The sequence below is a fragment of the Dietzia sp. CQ4 genome (genome assembly GCF_014145125.1).
In the GTDB taxonomy this organism is placed as follows: Bacteria; Actinomycetota; Actinomycetes; order Mycobacteriales; family Mycobacteriaceae; genus Dietzia; species Dietzia natronolimnaea.
Genome location: NZ_JAALDZ010000357.1, coordinates 1 through 18,589, shown reverse-complemented (window position 1 = coordinate 18,589; position 18,589 = coordinate 1). Strand labels below are relative to the sequence as shown.

The following is an 18,589-nucleotide window of genomic DNA, read 5'->3' as shown; positions in this document are numbered from 1 at the left end:
ACCAGACGCGGAACCGATTCCCACCACATCACGGGGCACTATCTCTCCCGAATGCCAACGGCTCTTCCATCCGTCCCTTCTCCAGGTACCAGGTGACCAGCGAATTCGAGTCAGGTGCTTGCTGAAGGTCGCGATGATGGGGATCGACTCGTTTGTCAGATGGCTCGTGCGGCACGGCGCGGTGCCGCGATGGCCGCCCGTCAATGGATGGCTCCCACTGGGCGGGCTCGTCGATTCCGGCGGTATCGAGTGCTCTAGTGGCCGCGGACTCGATTGCGTGCCGTAGTGGCGCCCCGAACCTGTTGTGGAACGCTCGATACTCTGTCCGCTTGCGACCCGGCGCCAAACTTGGCCCCAAAGCCGTGAAGCGCGCATCGCTTCCGGTCAGTGTTTCCCATAGGCGTACGGACACGAAGTGCCGCGTCGTCTCCGTCGTCGCCACGTCCAGTCGGGTGAGCTCCCGGTCGAGTTCAGTGTCGAGCGGTGGCGGTCGCCGAAAGACCCATCGCCGCTGGTCATAGTCGATCGGCGGAGGCGAGCATGCGAGCACGTCCCAGTATTGGTCTAGCAGAGTCAGTGTGTGGTCGAGCAGATCGTCTTCGGCCAGGCGTTGCAGGTGGGCGCTGACGGTCCGAGCGCTCGAAGACGACAGTTGGAACTGTGCCGCGAGCTCAAACCATCTGGTGTGCGTGCCCATGCGCGCCAAGATCAACGAGTTGCTGACCGCTTGGGCCCCGGTGTCTTTCTGCGTCAGACGCGGCAGGGTCACCGTGATTGAAGGCCAGAGTGATTGAGGCAGATGCTTTGGCTCCAGATTTCGCAAGGATGACTCTGCGGCGGGCCAGGCGACGGGAGCGCCAAGGCGTTTCGGTTTGCGCGGCACCAGGCTGTACATCCGGTATGACAGCCGATCGGCGACCTTCATCGTGTCGCGCTCACGCGTGAGGGTGATTGCGGTGGCCAGTGCACTGTCTGAGCGATCCTGCTGGCGAATGAAGGCCCTGGTGAATGGTGCGCTGTGGGCCGGGGGCGAATGCTTGAGGTCCTCGTAGCGCTCCAGGGCTTGAGCCGCGGCCTCGAGGTGGGGCGCACTGAGGATGTCGGCTGCGGCAGCCAACTGCACCCCGTACTGAGCCGCACTGAGATGTGCGGCGAATATCGGTCCCGGACCAGCGCTGTGTTCGGAAAGGCGGTATTCCGTACCCGCGCTGATTCTGCGCCCGGGTGTGAGATGGGCGGCTACTGCGTCTGCGAGGTCCACTTGCCACATCGATAGCCAGTTCACGATGCGCACGAGCGCGTTGAGAACCACCGTCGCTGGAACTGCAAGGCCACAGGCCGTGACCTGTTCACCGGGCACCAGCGCGGTGAGGGCGTGGTCAACCATCCGTTGAGCGGCTATGACCGGGTGCCCGTGGTGAAGACTGCGCGCCGCTGCGCTGGTCAGATCTGTGCCGCACCGCGCCGGACGGCCGGGGCGTTTCGCATCCTTGCTGAGTGCCTTCGGGTGCTGACAGCGATTCGCATCAGCTGGCACTGCAGTCAGACGCTTCTCTCCGGAGTGCGGTACTCGCCCGCACCCCGGGCAGGCGTCGACCAGAAGCACCAGGTGTTTCGTGCACGCCACGGCCGTTGGCAGATACCACCGCAGCTTCCACGCGCCGTCTCGGTCAACCAGACAGGCGGGGCAGTACCGGGCTCCGGAGCGTCGTAGACGCTGGTCTCGCCGATGCCCCTGCCGTTGGTAGGCCTCGGGGTTGATCCACCTCTCGGCGATCGCAGCTTCAAAGGGGATGCTGTGGAAGGTGGCCGACCGCAGCGACTCTGCGCCGATGCTCAGAGCGTGCCCGATCCGGGCCCAGTCGATTTCGGGGCCTGACAGCAAGTCGTATGGCCCCTGAGGCGCCTTCTCTCCGTGCGCGCGAAGCAACTCGCTGACCGAAAGGGAGTTGTCGCCAGCGACTAACTCAAGGAAGCTCTGCAGGTCCTGGCCAGGTCGCATCGTGCGCGTGACAGCCAGGGGTGCACTGGGGAACTCATGCTCCACGACGTTTCCCCTTTGCTGCCTTGGCCTTCCGGGCGCGTTGTTCTCCGGCAGCGGCTCTGCGTGCTGCGACGGCTCCGATGTCAAGGGGGGTCTGATTGATCACGCTCTCGTCAATCCGCTCCGCGCCGCTGACGATCGCCATGGCGGCGGCGCGTTTGAGTAACTCAGTCAGCGAACCCACGCTGCCGGTGGTGCATTCATAAAGCAGGTCAGCGTGTCTAACCAGGTAGCCGTACTCGTGATTGCACAGCGCGAGTTGGGACTCCAACGTCGCGACCAGACTCTTCCACTCTCTTTGTCCCTCCTTATCGGAGAGGGAGATCCGGTCACCGCGAACCAGGGTCCACCGCCGGGCGGTCTGGTCGATCCGGCCGCGGGTTCTCCTGCCGCTGGTGTCATAGAGACCCTTATCGGCCAAGTCCACGCCGGCGTACACACACGTGCCGGCGAAGTCGTCGAGTATTCGCTTGAGATGGTCAGTCAAGGCCTGCCCATCGCGGCTACCGGTGTTGAGGCAGTGCAGGTCATCAACTATCAGCAGCTCGGTTTCAGCCTTCTCGAGTGCCCCCATCGCGGCCGCTGTCCACCTCTCAGTGGTGAGATTCAGCCCCTCGGGGACTCCGAGGAACGTCGCTATCGACCGCGAGAACGCCTTGATCGAGGGACTTCCGCTCAAGCCGATCCGGGCGGTCGGTATGCGGTGCGCACCGGTGGCTGTTCTCTCCCCGTTGAGGCGGCGTGAGCGCCGATCAACGGCGCGAGCGACATGGTTGATCGCCGTTGTCTTGCCGACCGTCGGCGCACCGTCGATGACGACCGCGTTGCGTGCTGCGTACCCACCGACCGGATTCGTCGCTCGAACCAACTGAACTACCTGGCGGATTTCTCTAAGAAAAGCAGTCTCCACCGGCGTCATGAACGTGTGGTAGCGGATCCGCAACTCTTGATACTCCGCCAGCGCGTCCTCCTCCATATCCGCGAGTTCTGGGACCGTCTTGATGTCCGGCCGTTGCAGATACGGTGTGTCGCAGAAGGCTTGCCACCCCTGCCAGCTCCTGCGCGAAATCTCAGCAGTCATAGCCCCAAGCCCGTCCAGTCATCATCCGACTCATCGCTGTCCTCAGAGATCGCCAGAAGCACGACGTCGTCGAAATCTGCGTCTGGATCATCGAGATCGTCTTCGAACGCGTCCTCAAATGCTGGACGTGGATCGTCCGGTTTCACTTCGGCCCAATCGCGATCTGCGGCTGCAAGCGTGTCCAGGACGCTCGGCAACCGGGAGTCGTCCTCGTGAATGCGCGCGCGCAACTTCCGGTTCGTGTGCATCTCCTTCGCCGCTGAGTCGACGTGCTCGCGTTCGTGCTGCCACCGATCGGGTAGATCCTCGGCCCCGATGGCTCGGACCATCTGCATCATGGCGTCGCTGAACGGTGCATCAAGACCATGAGCTTGCGTCCACCACAGCGTGTGGACCTCATTGGTCTCGGGATCTTGGAAGTAGATTTTCCGGATGTCCTGCGGGTCAACAGCGAATCGAAACGTCTCCGCCCGGTTGACCCGGGGCTCTGTCGACCGGCGATGACGGTAGGCGTCCAGAACTGGGCCGTCGTAGATCCGGCGGTCGTGCTGCACTCCGTAGTGCTGAATCGTTCTGGCGACCTTGGGCAGGAACTTGAACCAGTCGTCGGGCCTGACCAGCAACTGCGGCAGACCATGCACAGCAATCGATGCGGAGTACATCTCTGCCGGTGACATCTCTCGCTGATGCAGCCCGGGGAAGGTCAGCCCGCTCTGCGCGTTGTGGTGGTAGACCTCGCACACCCATCGGCGTAAAACCGTATCGAGTTGATCAACAGTCATGAGCTTTTGCTTGTCGACGTCCAGTCCGCGCTGAGTCGGGTCACTTCCGACATAACCGGTAAGCCGAGAGAACAAGCTGTCGTTCGCGGTGCGGAAGAATCGCTCCAGCGTTGCCTTATCAGTCGGCTTGTAGGGCTGAGCTGCGTACACAGAGATGCCTAGGCCCTCGCACACCGACACCACGTGCTCAGAGACGTACGGCTTTCCGCGATCGGTGAGGATCGCCTCGGGGCCCACGTACGGCATGCCCCACACCTGCCCCTGTGGCACCGAGATTTGCTGTGGGATTCCGTGGAATCGCCATGATGACTCGGCCGGGGTGCCCTCGGGTGCAGGCATCGGGGTGCATGCCTGCATGATGACGTGACCCACGTCGACGCGATCGGTGGCCGGGCTTACCTGAATTCCGACGATCGCTCGGGTGTAGTAGTCCTGCGCAACCGAGATCTCGACCCGCGTGACGAGGTCTTTGTGCAACCTGGACCCCGGCATCACGACGAGGATGTCCACCCGGTGCGAGTCCAGCACCACCAACTGCCCTGGCCGTGTGATGTCCATTCGCCCATGTGCGGTCTTTGGGGAGTTGGCAACCGACTCGCGTCGTTTGGTGCCGGCAAAGGTTGCTGCGCCCTTCGCGCATTCCTCAAGCCTTCGATACTGGGACCGCTGACTGGGCAGGTCGGCTAAGTCACCGAGCTCCCAGAGGAACAGCTCATTAATCTCCTCGAGCAGCAGTTTGCGGCTTCGTGTGGTGTCTCGCACGTGGTTGGCGAGGACCTCGCGGGCAATCTCGCTCCATCGTTGATCGGTTCGGATGAGGCGCCGCCGCTTGAGGTTGCCGGAAACGAGGCCATCTGTCCCTTGTTCGCGGTAAGTCTTCAGCAGTCGGTATACCGTCCGCGTGGATTTTCCTCGGGCAGATGCGATCGCCTCGACACGTTCTTCAAGTGAGGCGGGGGCGCTCGTATCGTCGAGCGGATCGATAATCCACGACAACTCACGTACTAGCGTCTCGAGCTTGGTTCGCTCGTTGGCGGTGAGTAGATCCAGCCCCGTCACCATCGAGCTTTGCTGCACTGGGTGGACTTGCTCGACAACCGTGAGGAACTCAACGATCCCGATCGTTGACATCCTGTTGGAGACGACTGTCCGCAGAACTATGTCGGTGCCGGTAATCTCCACGATCGTCACCAGCTCCCCGCGGACTTTCACCGTCATATTCACTGCAGGTACCCACGTGGTGCTCATCAGGCCACCGCCTCATCCGCGTCGGTGCCATCTGCGTGAAGCACGGTGTCCAGGCGAAGCTTCGTCGACCAGTCCAGGCTGACACGTCCGTGCCAAGCCAAATGAAGTGCGGCGGGGATGATACGAGGTCGATCCACCTGGGGCGGGAGGTCGCTGAGCAACTGGCGGATCGATACCCCATACGCGGGAATTGATTCCAGAACGATGTCCAAGTCCTCGGGCGCCACGAGCCGTGGATTGCGGTAGCCCGCCGCATGACGAAGCGTGCGTAGCCGCACCGGGTCATCACCCGTCCATAGTCGGTAGCGCCAGCCGCGCAAGAGGCAGACATGCCGTAGCCAGCCGGTCGCCCCTTGGACACGGTCGGTCATCGCCCTTTTCGGGGTGGACACATCGACCAACTCGACCGACCCGTCGGCGTAGGCCAGCAGATAGTCCGGAATCCGGACGCGCTCACGTTCGCTGACCAGATCCGGGCCTGTCAGTGCCATGGGCTGGGAAGAAATGTGCACGACCTCGGGGTCTGAATCTGCCGTGAGGAGGAATGCCCGCTCGTGCAGTGATTCAAATCCGACAAGCGACCGCGTGGTTGATGACCACCACAGTCCGTCGTAGTGCTTGCGGCCCTTGTAGGCGCGAAAAGTTCGGGCTGGACGCGCATCAGCGACGTCATGCCAGGTCACATCTGCCAAGTTCACCTCACGGACAGATCGATCGCTTTGATGCAACTGAGCGATCACACCCTCGAGAGAGGTGATTCTCAGGGTCTTCGTGCGGTGCGTTGCGCTGTCGAGATTCTGCTCGCCATTGACCGGCGTCTGGGAATGCGTCATTATGACGGGGACTCCTTCAGGAGAAAAGATGAGAGTGAAGCCTGAGCGCTTCGCGTGATCACGAGCCGGGTTGCCGCCCGGCTCGTGGCGATTTCGCTGCAGGTGTCACCAAGCCAACTCGCTGACACAGGCCAGTTAGCGACTTGGTGTGCTGAGGAATTTCGATGCGCGCCCCGACGCGATTCGGCTAGGGCCCGTCTAGCCGCTCCGGAGGTTCCGAGATACCGAGGTACTCCGCAAGCGCCAGCGACGCGACGGAAGACAGAGCCCGGTGGTCTCGGCGCGCGGCGCTGTACAGCTCGCGCGCTACCCAACCGGGTATGGAGAGATGGACACTGACGGCGGTGTGGTCGTCAACTGTCCTGGCGATGCGCCGAGGGGCGCCAAGTCTGGCCGAAGGAAGGCTCGACATATCGGAATAACCGCCGTGCCCGACCGAGATCGACTCACGGTGCCACTGCTAGTGGCTCGGTCGACCTCCTTCTGTAGTGTCGGGGCCCCTTCTGGCTGCGTACTCCGATGCTCTTGAGGCAACCACACCACTGCGGACTGGTCAAGGTTTCACAGCATTGCGCAATGCTGTCCATCAACAGGCGTTGCGTGTCCGAAGAAGAGATCGCGCGGTGTGAGCGACAATGTTGGCCATGTCATCGTTTGCTCAGGTCATCGACGCGTTCCGCCAGGCTCCGAATACGGTCGAGATGGGAACGAAGTTCGAGCAACTGATGGTGCGCTACTTCGAACTCGACCCGACCCTGTCACGCGAATATGACGCGGTGTGGCAGTGGATGGACTGGCCGGACCGAGACGGCAAGCCCGACAACGGAATCGACCTAGTAGCCCGCGTGCGCGATACCGGAGAATACGCGGCAATCCAGTGCAAGTTCTACGCGCCCGATCACACCTTGACCAAAGCGAACATTGACTCGTTCTTCACCGAGTCGGGCAAGGCCCCGTTCACGCGACGGATCATCATCTCCACGACCAACAAGTGGGGCAAGAACGCACTCGCAGCTCTCGAAGGGCAGACCGTGTCGGTGCAGCGGATCGGCACCGAGCATCTTGAGGCCGCCCCGATCGATTGGGACATCGCCTGGCCCAAGGGTGAGCTCTCGATCGACCTGTCCCCGTCAACGCCGCATGAACTACGCCCGCACCAGCAGACCGCCGTGGACAAGGTGTTTACCGGCTTCGATGAGGGCAACGACCGGGGCAAGCTCGTCATGGCCTGCGGTACTGGCAAGACTTTCACGGCACTGAAAATCGCTGAGCGCACCGCAACCGACAATGGGGGCCGAGCCAGGATCCTTTTCGCGGTCCCGTCGATCTCACTGCTGTCACAGACGCTGCGGGAGTGGTCTGCCCAGTGTCAGCTCGACATGCGATCGTTCGCCGTCTGCTCAGATAACAAGGTTTCCCGCGCTGCGGAGGACTATGCCACCGAGGACGTGGCCATCTCGGTGACCACCGACCCTGCTGTGCTGGCCGACCGGATGGGTAGAGGTAAGCGCGCCGCCGGGTTGACAGTCGTCTTCACCACCTACCAGTCTCTCCCAGCGGTCGCGGCTGCCCAGTCCGAACACGGGGTCGATCCATTCGATCTGGTGATCTGCGACGAGGCGCACCGCACCACCGGCGTCACCCTTGCCGGCGATGACCCGTCGAACTTCACCCGCGTTCACGACGCAGACTTCCTCAGAGCCCACCGCAGGCTCTACATGACGGCAACACCGCGACTGTTCGATGACACCACCAAAGCCAAGGCCGAGGAGCACTCCGCCGAGATCTCCTCCATGGACGACCTCGAGATCTTCGGGCCAGAGTTCCACCGCCTCGGCTTCGGAGAAGCCGTCGACAAGGGCCTGCTCACCGACTACAAAGTGCTCGTGCTGACCGTGGACGAATCGGTGATGGCACCACGGATGCAGGATCAGTTCGCCGTCGACGGAGAACTCTCCCTGGACGACGCCTCGAAGATCGTGGGCTGCTGGAACGGTCTAGCCAAACGCGCCGGCGCCACCGCCTCGGGAGAATCCTTCCCACCTGGAGCGCAGCCAATGCGGAGAGCCGTCGCGTTCGCGAAAGACATCGCCTCCTCCAAGCAGATCGAATCGATGTTCCCCGCCGTCGTGGACGCCTACCAGGACCTGCTCGACGACGCCGAAGACGACGGCCGCGAGATCCTGGAGACGAACCGCAATCTGAGCTGCCAGGTCCACCACGTCGACGGCACCTACAATGCAATGCGCCGCAACGAGGAACTGTCCTGGCTCAAAGCGCCCGTCGCCGACGACGAGTGCCGCATCCTGACCAACGCCCGCTGCCTGTCCGAAGGCGTCGACGTACCGGCGTTGGATGCGGTGCTGTTCCTGCACCCCCGCAACTCCGTAGTCGACGTCGTCCAATCCGTCGGCCGCGTCATGCGAAAATCCGCTGGCAAGGACTACGGCTACATCATCCTTCCCGTCGCAGTCCCCGCGGACACCCCACCCTCCCAGGCATTGGCAGACAACAAACGGTTCAAGACCGTGTGGCAGGTCCTCAACGCCCTGCGCGCCCACGACGAACGCTTCAACGCGATGGTCAACTCCATCGCCCTCAACACCAGCAACACCGACAAGGAACTCGGCAAGGGCACCTCACAGCTCCTCGCCGGCAACATCTCCGCTGCCACCGACCACGTCGACGGCCACGAAGCCGCAGAGACAGGGAAGAAGGACAACGACAAGGCCGCCGCGACGCAGATGGCGCTGTTCTCCCTGTCCGAATGGCAGGAAGCCATCTACACCCGCATCGTCGACAAGGTCGGCACCCGCACCTACTGGGAGGACTGGGCCTCAGATGTCTCCGACATCTCCGCCCGGCTCATTACCAGAATCAACGCCATCCTCGATGTCGCCGACCCGGACCTTACTCGCCGGTTCGACGAATTTATCCAAGGACTGAAAGACAACCTGAATGACTCCATCGGCAGAGACGATGCGGTCTCGATGCTGGCGCAGCATCTGATCACCAAACCCGTCTTCGACGCCCTCTTCGAAGGCCACGACTTCGCCGCGCACAACCCGGTCTCCCGCGTCATGCAAACCATGGTCGACGCCCTGTCCGGCAGCGGCCTGGATTCAGAAACCAACTCACTGGATAAGTTCTACGCGTCCGTTCGTGTGCGCGCCTCCGAAGTGTCCTCCGCTGAGGGTAAACAGCAGGTCATCGCGGAACTATACGAACGGTTCTTCAAGCTTGGCTTCGCCAAACAAGCCGACGCCCTCGGCATCGTCTACACCCCAGTACCGATCGTCGACTTCATCTGCCGCGCGGCCGACCACGCGTCCCGCGACGCCTTCGGCCGCGGCCTAACCGACGAAGGGGTACACATCCTCGACGGGTTCACCGGCACCGGTACCTTCATGACCCGTCTCCTGCAGTCCGGGCTCATCCACCCCGACGATCTCGCCCGGAAGTACGCCAACGAATTGCACGCCAACGAGCTAATGCTGCTGGCCTACTACATCGCCGCAGTCAACATCGAAACCACCTACCACGCCCTCACCGGCGCCACCGTTGACGACTATGAGCCCTTCCCCGGCATCGTGCTGGCTGACACCTTCCAGATCTCCGAAGTCGACGATGGCCTGGACCTCCAGGTGTTCCCCGCTAACAACGACCGCATCACCCGCCAGCTCGACACCCCGATCAACGTCATCATTGGCAACCCGCCGTATTCCGTCGGACAAGGCTCAGCCAACGACCTCAACGCCAACTTGTCTTACCCCACCCTCGACTCCCGTATCGCCGACACCTACGCCAAGCTCTCGACCGGCGCGAACAAGAACAGCCTGTACGACTCCTACCTGCGCGCCTTCCGCTGGGCCACCGACCGCATCGGGAACCAGGGCATCGTCGCCTTCGTCTCCAACGGCGGATGGATCGACGGCAACACAGCCGACGGCATCCGCCTCTCCCTAGTCCAGGATTACAGTCGCCTCTACGTCTACAACCTCCGTGGCAATCAACGCACTGCCGGAGAACTGTCTCGAAAAGAAGGTGGGAAAGTCTTTGGCGGAGGTAGCCGTAACACCATTGCGATCTGGATCGGCGTCAAGAACCCATCCCACACCGGTCAATGCCAGATATTCTACCGCGACATCGGCGATTACCTCTCGCGCGAAGACAAGCTCGCCGTCATTGACACCGCCACCTTGGAGAACGTCGATTGGCAGGCCCTCACCCCCAACGCCTATGGCGATTGGATCGGCCAGCGCGACGACACTTACGGCGGCTGGCCAGTGCTCGGGACTAAGAAAACTGGCAACACCGCCACCCGCTACTTCGACACCTACTCTCGAGGACTTGAAACTACTCGAGATCCGTGGGTGTACAGCTACTCGCGCACACGGCTTGAGAACCAGGTCAGATGCCTCATCGATAACTACAATCAGGCCCTCGCCGACTTCTCTTACTACAAGCAGCAACAGGGCTTGACCAAAGTAAACGAGAAGACCGTCAACACATTCCTCGCCGCGCATCCGAAGCACGCCGACGAAACAACGATCAAATGGTCTCGAAGTTTGCGCACGCACGCCGCCCGGGGGGTCGAGCTTTCCTACGACCCCGAGAACGTCGTAACTAGCCTCTACCGGCCCTTCAGTCAGCAGTTTGTCTACTTCGACAAACACCTGAACCATGAACGCGGGCGCACGCCATCGATGTTCCCCACCCCCCACCACCACAACATAGGGATTGTCTTGACTGGGGCGGCATCACACTTCGAGTTCACGCCCTTCATCTCCGATCTGTTGCCGAACTTGCACGTACTCGATACGGCGCAGTTCTTCCCTCGGTGGACCTATGTGCCCGCCGAGGCATCCGATGGCGGGTTCGATCTTGGTGATCAGAGGCCGGCGGATGAGTTCGGTTATCGGCGGGTGGACAACATCACCGACGACATCGCCGCCGTATACACCGAAGCGCTGGACGGGACGGTGAACAAGGACGACATCTTCTACTTCGTATACGCCCAACTCCACGACCCCGGCTACCGGACCAGTTACGCGGCGGACCTGAAGAAGATGCTCCCTCATCTACCACCGCCCTCCTCGCTAGAACAATTTGAGCAGCTCGCCCAATGGGGCAGGAAGCTCGCGGATCTCCACGTCGGCTACGAGAACGTCGAACCGTGGCCACTGGATGTGACAGTCAAGCCCGGCGCCGACGACTGCGACCGCGATACCTGGCGAGTGGACAAGATGCGGTTCAAGTCGAAGGCCGACCACTCCACAATCATCTACAACCGCAGCGTCACTATTTCAGGGATTCCCAACGACGCAGAGCGCTACCTTCTCGGCTCCCGAACTGCGCTGGCTTGGCTTATCGACCGCTACCAGGTCAAGACCGACAAGGCGTCAGGGATCGTCAACGACCCCAATGACTGGGCGGACGAACACGACGACCACCTCTACATCGTCGACCTCATCGCGAAAGTCACCCGCGTTGCTGTCGAGACAATGGAGATCGTCGATCAGATCGCCACGAACTCCGAGTTCGTCGATGGCGCATCTTGAGACTGCGGACGGCATTGCTCAATAGACAAACTTTTGCGCTTCCTCTCTCCCTCTGGAACGCATTTGACGTCTTCAAGAAGCCTTCAAACAATAATGGATTTTCTGAGCACAAATTCAAAGTGGCAACGCGCGATGGCCCTGAGGGCGAGATCTCGCTTCGGTCGGTATGCACCACGGCGCTAGCGGTCTCGATGGTCGCCCTTCACCTCGCGAATGACGAACAGTTCTCCCTTCGTGAGTCGACAGTATCCATTGACGCGGTGGACCGGGAACTAGGATCGAAGACCGACGTCGAGGACCCCCTGCTCACCGCACACAGATTGGTAAAGTTCTACCTGATCTCAGCTGGCGAAGCTCTTAACGGCGTTGGCAACCTCACCCTCGCGAGCGGCCCGCGACACGTAACTGTTGGCACGATTGCCCGAACAGTCTCGGAGCTCGCCGCCAAGTGCATCTACTTAGCTTGCCCTACTGACGACCATTTAGTTCGAACCCTTCGAGCCGGCAGACTTATGGAAGCGTCAATCGAGGACTATAAGTCCGGTGACGTCGACGTTGCTCACGAATTTATTGCCCGATGGTCGCAATGGAGAGTGCGCAACAAGGAAAACTTCAACAACGTTCCCAAACAATCCAAGCCGACTTCAACTTCACTGATAAAACAGGCCTTCCCTGAGGAAGACGACTCTGCCTATAGGCAGCTCAGCAGACCAGCTCATGGAAACGCTGCATGGCTTTCGGCTGTGGCAATACAAGAGCAGAAGCGCACTCCATTCGCCACGATATACGCGATGAAGAACATAAGCTACGCCACTCGCTGTCTCGCCACGGCTGTCAGCAATGCCGGTCGCCTATGGTCGGGTGATCTGAATGAGATCACACGTCGGGCCCTCGCCGATTCCGATATTGACGCTGACTGGGATCAAGTGACGCAAGTACTACAAACTTACACACGAGCACTTTCGGACTTGAACGAGAGCGACTACGCCGATACTCGTCAGGCCCCTCAGCCACCTAGATGAACGGAGGGCCCGGCAACTATAGAACGCACCCTGATCGGCGCCGCCCCGAAGGCCACCACTGACAAATTAGTGGCACGCTACTGACACGGGTTTGGCAAACTGACAAACTGTTTGGCAACCGACACGGCACCTACAACCCGCGCGCCATATCCACGAACCGCGAGTAGTGCAGCTGGTGCGCCACGGTGATGGTGGAGGTCGGACCACCACGGTGCTTGCCCAGGATGAGGTCGGCCTCGCCGGCGCGCGGGTCGTCGCGCTCGGTGGAGTCGGGCCGGTGGAGCAGCATGACGATGTCGGCGTCCTGCTCCAGCGAGCCAGACTCGCGGAGGTCGGAGACCTGGGGCCGCTTGTCGGTGCGCTGCTCCGGGCCACGGTTCAGCTGGGAGATCGCGATCAGGGGCACGTCGAGCTCCTTGGCCAGCAGCTTGAGCTGGCGGGAGAACTCGGAGACCTCCTGCTGGCGGGACTCGACCTTCTTGCCGCTGGACATCAGCTGCAGGTAGTCCACCACGATCAGCCGGAGGTCGTGCTTCTGCTTGAGCCGGCGGGCCTTGGCCCGGATCTCCATCATGGTGAGGTTGGGCGAGTCGTCGATGAACAGTGGGGCCTCGGAGATCTCGCCCATCCGCCGGGCCATGCGGGTCCAGTCCTCGTCGCTCATCTTTCCCGACTTCATGTCGGAGAGCTTGACCCGCGCCTCGGCGCTCATCAGACGCATGACGATCTCGGTCTTGCTCATCTCCAGGGAGAACAGCACGGAGGAGAGCCCGTTCTTGATCGAGCAAGATCGCATGATGTCCAGGCCGATGGTGGAGTTGTGCGTGGGAATCCCGGTGGGACCGGCCAGGTACAGGTGATCATCGGCGGCGACCTCGATGCACCTGACCGGGACGCTCTGCGCGCCGCGGACGTCGATGATCAGGCGGTCGGGGCGCCCTGAACCGGCGTTCTCGGGCACCAGGATGCCGAAGTCGCTCACCAGCATCAGCGTCTCGAGTGACTTGGTAGTGACGGTCTGGTGGGTGCCGCCCATCTCGATCCGCCACTCGTGCTCGGCGTCCGCCACGATCTCCGCGCCGTCGTTGAACCGCAGGGTGAAGCAGGGGCGGTCCTCCCACACCTCGGTCACGGCCACGACCTCGGTCGGCTGCCCGTCGGCGCCGAGCACCCGGTCGCCGACGCCCACGTTCCCCATGGTGGTCACGCCGCCCGGGGTCAGGAGCACCGTGTCCAGGGCGAGCGCCTTACCGACACCGGGGCGGGCGGCGATGATGATCATCTGCCCGCCGTGGAGCCCGTTGGTCACGGCGTCAAGGTCGGCGAAACCCGTGGGGACACCGTTGCTCAGCCCGCCGGCCGTGTGGATGGCGTCGATCTCGTCCATCGTGGGCTGCAGGAGCTCCTCGATGATCACGTAGTCCTCGGTGGTCCGGCGCTCGGTCACCTCGAAGATCTCGGCCTGCGCCCGGTCCACGACCTCGGCCACGTCGGCTCCCTCGGACCCCGAGTAGCCGAACTGCACGATCCGCGTCCCTGCGTCGACCAGTCGCCGCAGGATCGCCTTCTCCGAGACGATCTGTGCGTAGTACCCCGCGTTGGCCGCCGTGGGCACGGTCGAGATGAGGGTGTGGAGGTAGGTGGCCCCGCCGGCGCGCCGGAGATCGCCACGGCGGTCAAGCTCGGCGGCCACGGTGACGGCGTCGGCGGGCTCGCCACGGGCGTACAGGTCCAGGATCACGTCGTAGACGGCCTGGTGCGACGGCTTGTAGAAGTCGCCCGGCTGGATCTCCTCCACCACGTCCGCGATCGCGTCCTTGCTGAGGAGCATTCCGCCGAGCACCGACTGCTCCGCGGTGAGGTCCTGCGGCGGCGTGCGACCGAACTCGGAGCGTCCACCCTCGTCCGGCGGAGGCGGCATCTCGTCGGATCCGTCAAATCCCCCCTGCGCCATGACCTCTCCTCTCCGCCTCACGCCTCTGGCGTGCGGTACTCCCGAGCCGACTCGCCTGCCCCGCGTGACCAGTTCACTGTAGGCCACCGGGGCGACACGCCCGGCAGCCACCCGTCAAGTTATCCACAGGTTTCTCCACAATCGTTGGTGGCTGACTGTGGACAACTGTGGATGAATTCCCGATTCGCTGGCCCGATGCCGGTCCGCCTGTGGACAACCGGTGGATTACCCGGTCGCAACTGAACAAAAGTGCTGGTCATGCGGCTCTTCGCTCGCATGTGCGACGGTGGAGAACGGCATGTATCACGCTCGGTTCAACGACGCAATAGGTAACGAAAGATGAACATTATCGGTATCGGAACCGACACCGTTGTATTTTGCCGTCGGGGTTATCCACAGGCGGTCCACAACCTCGTCGCGTCCACGACGAGGGCCCCGGCCGTCGCGGATGACGACCGGGGCCCTACGTGGGAGATCAGGCGGGAACGACCTCGAACTCGACCTTGGCGGTCGTGTCATGCCCGAGCTCGACGACGACGCTCTGGGCGCCGGTCGACTTGATGTGCTCCTTGGGCATGTGGACGGCGCGCTTGTCGAGCGCCGGCCCCCCGGCGGACTTGATCGCGGAGGCGACGTCGCCCGCGGTGACCGAGCCGAACAGCTTGCCGGTGTCGGAGGTCTTGACCGCGACCTTGACGTCGGCGAGCGACTCGAGCTTCTGCTTGAGCTCGTTGGCGTGGTCCGAGTCGCGCACCTCGCGGGCCTCCTGGACCCGCTTGATCGACTCGATCTGGCGCTCGGCGCCCGGGGTGGCCACGATGGCCAGCCCGCGCGGGAGCAGGAAGTTACGACCGTATCCGCCCTTGACCTCGACGATGTCGCCCGGCGCACCGAGCTTGTCGACGTCGGCGGTGAGGATCAGCTTCATGATCCGTCTACCTTTCTTTCCTCCGACGAGCCGACCGGGGCCGGACTCTCGCGAGGTCATGTCTCATGCTTATGGGGTGGGGCGCATCGCGCGCCCCGAGGGAAAAGACCCTGGGATCAGAACGGGGGCTCGTCGTCCATGCCGCCGAAGCCACCGGAACCGCCGGCCCGGGGAGCGCTGCCCCACGGATCGTCGTTCTGCTGGCCGCCGCCCTGGCCGCCACCGAAACCGCCCTGCGGCTGGCCGCCGGACTGGAATCCGCCGCTCTGCTGACCGCCGCCCTGCTGGCCACCACCCTGGAAGCCGCCCCCGCCGCCCTCGCGGTTGGTGCGGGTGACCTTGGCCGTGGCGTACTTGAGCGACGGGCCGACCTCGTCGACCTCCACCTCGTACACCGTGCGCTTCTCGCCCTCACGGGTTTCGTACGACCGTTGGCGCAGGCGACCGGTGACGACGACGCGCATCCCCTTCTGCAGGGACTCCGCCACGTTCTCGGCGGCCTGGCGCCACACGTTGCAGGTGAGGAACAGGCCTTCGCCGTCCTCCCACTGGTTGGTCTGGGAGTTGAAGCGGCGCGGCGTCGAGGCGATCCGGAAGTTCGCCACTGCGGCACCCGACGGTGTGAACCGCAGCTCGGGGTCCGCGACGATGTTCCCGACCACGGTGATGGGGGTGTCGCCCTGTGCCATGCGCTTGTCCTCCGTGTTGACGCTCAGGTGGTGGTGATCGGAACTCGACCGACCACGCTCAGATTAGCGGGCGGGCCGGAGAACCCGGGTCACTTGTCGGCGCGGAGCACCTTGGTGCGGAGCACGTTCTCGTTCAGACCGAGCTGACGATCCAGCTCCTTGACCGCGTCCGGCTCGGACTTGATCTGCACGACGGCGTAGATGCCCTCGGTCTGCTTGTTGATCTCGTAGGCAAAGCGGCGCTTTCCCCAGACATCGACCTTGTCGACCGAACCGCCCTCTTGCCGGATCACGTTGAGGAACGTGTCCAGCGACGGCGCCACGGTGCGCTCGTCGAGACTCGGATCGAGGATGACCATCACTTCGTATTGACGCATGGGACCTCATCACCTCCTGTGGACTACAGATTCGGCCACGGAATCTCCGTGGCAGGAGGGTCGTTGCGTCAGCAACCCGCTAAGGCTACCCCGCTTGAGGACCGCCCACGAAATCCCCTCACCCCGCTCGCTCCGACTCAGCCGTGCCGCAGGCCGATCGTCAGCGCCAGGACCACGGGCACCACGGTGAGGAACAGGAACGCCGCCACGGTCCAGGAGATCCACACGGGCTGGCGCCACCCCGCGCGGTGCCCGCCGGCGGCGGTGACCATGCAGACGAATCCGACGAGGATGCACACGAACATCCAGATCATCGCACTGGTGCTCATCCGGTGGTGCCCTCCGTCTGTCGGGCCCCGCGGGCCTCGTCGTCGTCACGGTCGTCGTCGTCACGATCGTCGTCGTCACGATCGTCGCCGTTCTCCTGGACCGTCGGTCCGACCAGCGGTTCCCCGGGGTCGGCGAGCACCCCGGCCAGGGGGTCCGGCCCCTCGGGTGTGCCCTGGTGCGCCATCCGGACCAGGTCCAGGTGCGGCCGGTAGATCTCGCGGATCACCACCACACAGATGGCCACGACCATCAGGTCGCGCACCAGGACGAGCGGATGGAACGTCTCGGGCCCGATGCCCTTGTTGGCCACCCCGTGGAAGTACGACATGTGCGCCACCCACAGCAGGGCATCGAAGACCATCCACGGCACCAGCAGCCTGGCCCTGGGCACCGCGAGCACCGCCAGCGGGACCAGCCACAGCGAGTACTGCGGGCTCCACACCTTGTTGGTGAGCAGGAACACCGCCACGATGAGGAACGCCAGCTGCGCGATCCGCGGGGTGGTCGCGGCGGTGAGTCCGATGACCAGCACGGCCACGCAGCCGAGGGCGAACAGGACCAGGGAGACCGTGTTGAGCGTGGCCGGGGCCTCGCCCGCTGCGCGCCCGGCGTCGAAGCCCTGCCAGCCCGTCAGTGTCTGCATGACGGCGTAGATGCTCTCCGGGTTGGCGGGGCGGTCCGAGTTGAGCCGGAAGAACTCCCGCCAGCCCTCGGGGAACGGGATCATGATCGGCAGGTTGACCGCCAACCAGGCCGCCACCGCCGCCACGGCCGCCTTGCCCAGGTCCACGAAGCGCCTGCGGCGGATGGCCACCACCAGCAGGGCGCCGAAGAGGAACAGCGGGTACAGCTTGGCCGCCACGCCGATCCCCAGGACGACCCCCGCCCAGACCGGCCTGCTGCGCGCCCACAGCAGGAGCGCCACGGACGCGAACGCCACCGCCATCAGGTCGTAGTTGGTGAAGGCCTGGAAGATGATGAGCGGACTGGCGGCCATGAGCAGCGTGTCCCACGGCCGGCGCCCGGCCGACAGGTAGGTGGCCCACACGGCGACCATCCAGAGGAACGCCAGGATCACGCAGCCGAGGACGAAGTACTTGACCACCTCGATGGGACCGCCGGGGGCCACCGCGTGCCAGGCCTGGGCCGCCTGGGCGGTGACGTACTGGAACATCCCGGACACCACCGGGTACTCCATGTAGCGGGCACCGCCGTCGTCGCCCACCCACATGTACCGGTACGGCAGCTCACCGGAGTCCAGACCCTGCACCGCGTAGAGCGGGAGCGGGTCGGCGTAGCAGGCCTTGTAGTACTGCTGGCCGGTCCAGTTGAGCCCCGGCGCGGAGCCGTCGGTGGGGCTGGTGGTGACCAGGCACGCTGCCTTGGAGAAGAACCCGAGGGCCAGGAACAGCACCGCGAACATCATGATCACGCGCAGCGGCGTCCAGAACCGCTGCCGTCCTACGACCGCGTGCTCACCGACCGGTCCGCCCCACGCGTCCAGCACCGTCCTGGCGGCCCCGTCCCCGGGTCGCACCCGGTCCCGGGGGCCGAGCGATCGCAGGTCCCTGTCGAGCGGCAGCGGGGAGAGGTGGCCGTTGCTCTGCACGACCACACCCTAGTGCACCGTATCCGGGTCAGGCCCCGCCGTCTCCGGCGTCGCCGCCGCCTCCCGTGCCTCCCCCGTCGCCTCCGCCACCGGGAACCGGGGCCGGCTCGGGGGCGGGGGCGGGTGCGGGC

The 18,589-nt window shown here is 63.5% G+C and carries 12 protein-coding genes; 2 read left to right on the top strand and 10 right to left on the bottom strand.

The features are described 5' to 3' along the window. Positions 1-28 precede the first annotated feature (28 nt). From G6031_RS16900 to G6031_RS16885, 4 genes are all read right to left on the bottom strand, one after another. A complete protein-coding gene (locus G6031_RS16900; protein WP_241737395.1) occupies positions 29-1,387 on the bottom strand; it encodes a hypothetical protein in 1,359 nt (452 codons plus the stop codon). 649 nt (positions 1,388-2,036) lie between these two features. After that, positions 2,037-3,125: a TniB family NTP-binding protein gene (locus G6031_RS16895; RefSeq protein WP_182653891.1), complete on the bottom strand. Its 1,089-nt coding sequence runs from the start codon at positions 3,123-3,125 to the stop codon at positions 2,037-2,039. Continuing rightward, the gene (locus G6031_RS16890; RefSeq protein WP_182653890.1) at positions 3,122-5,155 is read right to left on the bottom strand and encodes a Mu transposase C-terminal domain-containing protein; all 2,034 of its coding nucleotides are present in this window, start codon (positions 5,153-5,155) and stop codon (positions 3,122-3,124) included. The genes G6031_RS16895 and G6031_RS16890 overlap by 4 nt, the downstream gene beginning before the upstream one ends. Continuing rightward, a complete protein-coding gene (locus tag G6031_RS16885; RefSeq protein ID WP_182653889.1) occupies positions 5,155-5,988 on the bottom strand; it encodes a TnsA-like heteromeric transposase endonuclease subunit in 834 nt (277 codons plus the stop codon). Before G6031_RS16885 ends, G6031_RS16890 begins: the two co-directional genes overlap by 1 nt. Positions 5,989-6,632: 644 nt before the next feature. Here G6031_RS16885 and G6031_RS16880 point away from each other — a divergent pair. Both G6031_RS16880 and G6031_RS16875 read left to right on the top strand, forming a co-directional pair. Further along, positions 6,633-11,549 carry a DEAD/DEAH box helicase gene (locus G6031_RS16880; RefSeq protein ID WP_182653888.1) on the top strand — a complete coding sequence of 1,639 codons (4,917 nt, stop codon included), beginning with the start codon at positions 6,633-6,635 and terminating at the stop codon, positions 11,547-11,549. Next, complete coding sequence (locus G6031_RS16875; protein WP_182653887.1) at positions 11,546-12,571, top strand: hypothetical protein; 1,026 nt, start codon at positions 11,546-11,548, stop codon at positions 12,569-12,571. The genes G6031_RS16880 and G6031_RS16875 overlap by 4 nt, the downstream gene beginning before the upstream one ends. A 130-nt stretch (positions 12,572-12,701) precedes the next feature. On the opposite strand, the gene dnaB is transcribed toward G6031_RS16875, so the two are convergent. The 6 genes from dnaB to G6031_RS16845 all read right to left on the bottom strand — a co-directional run bounded on the left by dnaB (position 12,702) and on the right by G6031_RS16845 (position 18,458). Next, positions 12,702-14,492, bottom strand: a complete 1,791-nt coding sequence (gene dnaB, locus G6031_RS16870) for a replicative DNA helicase (RefSeq protein WP_182645302.1) — start codon at positions 14,490-14,492, stop codon at positions 12,702-12,704. A 508-nt stretch (positions 14,493-15,000) separates the two neighbouring features. Beyond that, complete coding sequence (gene rplI, locus G6031_RS16865; protein WP_179523916.1) at positions 15,001-15,453, bottom strand: 50S ribosomal protein L9; 453 nt, start codon at positions 15,451-15,453, stop codon at positions 15,001-15,003. A 116-nt stretch (positions 15,454-15,569) separates the two neighbouring features. Further along, positions 15,570-16,142: a single-stranded DNA-binding protein gene (locus tag G6031_RS16860; protein WP_182653886.1), complete on the bottom strand. Its 573-nt coding sequence runs from the start codon at positions 16,140-16,142 to the stop codon at positions 15,570-15,572. Positions 16,143-16,231: 89 nt separating this feature from the next. Continuing rightward, positions 16,232-16,519, bottom strand: a complete 288-nt coding sequence (gene rpsF / locus G6031_RS16855; protein WP_107747067.1) for a 30S ribosomal protein S6 — start codon at positions 16,517-16,519, stop codon at positions 16,232-16,234. A gap of 137 nt (positions 16,520-16,656) precedes the next feature. Continuing rightward, positions 16,657-16,848, bottom strand: coding sequence for a hypothetical protein (locus G6031_RS16850; protein WP_179523918.1), 192 nt, complete (start codon positions 16,846-16,848; stop codon positions 16,657-16,659). Then, the gene (locus tag G6031_RS16845; protein WP_347238518.1) at positions 16,845-18,458 is read right to left on the bottom strand and encodes a glycosyltransferase 87 family protein; all 1,614 of its coding nucleotides are present in this window, start codon (positions 18,456-18,458) and stop codon (positions 16,845-16,847) included. The genes G6031_RS16850 and G6031_RS16845 overlap by 4 nt, the downstream gene beginning before the upstream one ends. Between the last annotated feature and the right edge of the window lie 131 nt (positions 18,459-18,589).

Bases quoted from the DNA above. Each gene is read 5' to 3' on its own strand.
- G6031_RS16900 (WP_241737395.1), bottom strand. From the start codon at position 1,387: ATGGTTGACCACGCCCTCACCGCGCTGGTGCCCGGTGAACAGGTCACG.
- G6031_RS16895 (WP_182653891.1), bottom strand. From the start codon at position 3,125: ATGACTGCTGAGATTTCGCGCAGGAGCTGGCAGGGGTGGCAAGCCTTC.
- G6031_RS16890 (WP_182653890.1), bottom strand. From the start codon at position 5,155: ATGAGCACCACGTGGGTACCTGCAGTGAATATGACGGTGAAAGTCCGC.
- G6031_RS16885 (WP_182653889.1), bottom strand. From the start codon at position 5,988: ATGACGCATTCCCAGACGCCGGTCAATGGCGAGCAGAATCTCGACAGC.
- G6031_RS16880 (WP_182653888.1), top strand. From the start codon at position 6,633: ATGTCATCGTTTGCTCAGGTCATCGACGCGTTCCGCCAGGCTCCGAAT.
- dnaB (WP_182645302.1), bottom strand. From the start codon at position 14,492: ATGCCGCCTCCGCCGGACGAGGGTGGACGCTCCGAGTTCGGTCGCACG.
- rplI (WP_179523916.1), bottom strand. From the start codon at position 15,453: ATGAAGCTGATCCTCACCGCCGACGTCGACAAGCTCGGTGCGCCGGGC.
- G6031_RS16860 (WP_182653886.1), bottom strand. From the start codon at position 16,142: ATGGCACAGGGCGACACCCCCATCACCGTGGTCGGGAACATCGTCGCG.
- rpsF (WP_107747067.1), bottom strand. From the start codon at position 16,519: ATGCGTCAATACGAAGTGATGGTCATCCTCGATCCGAGTCTCGACGAG.
- G6031_RS16850 (WP_179523918.1), bottom strand. From the start codon at position 16,848: ATGAGCACCAGTGCGATGATCTGGATGTTCGTGTGCATCCTCGTCGGA.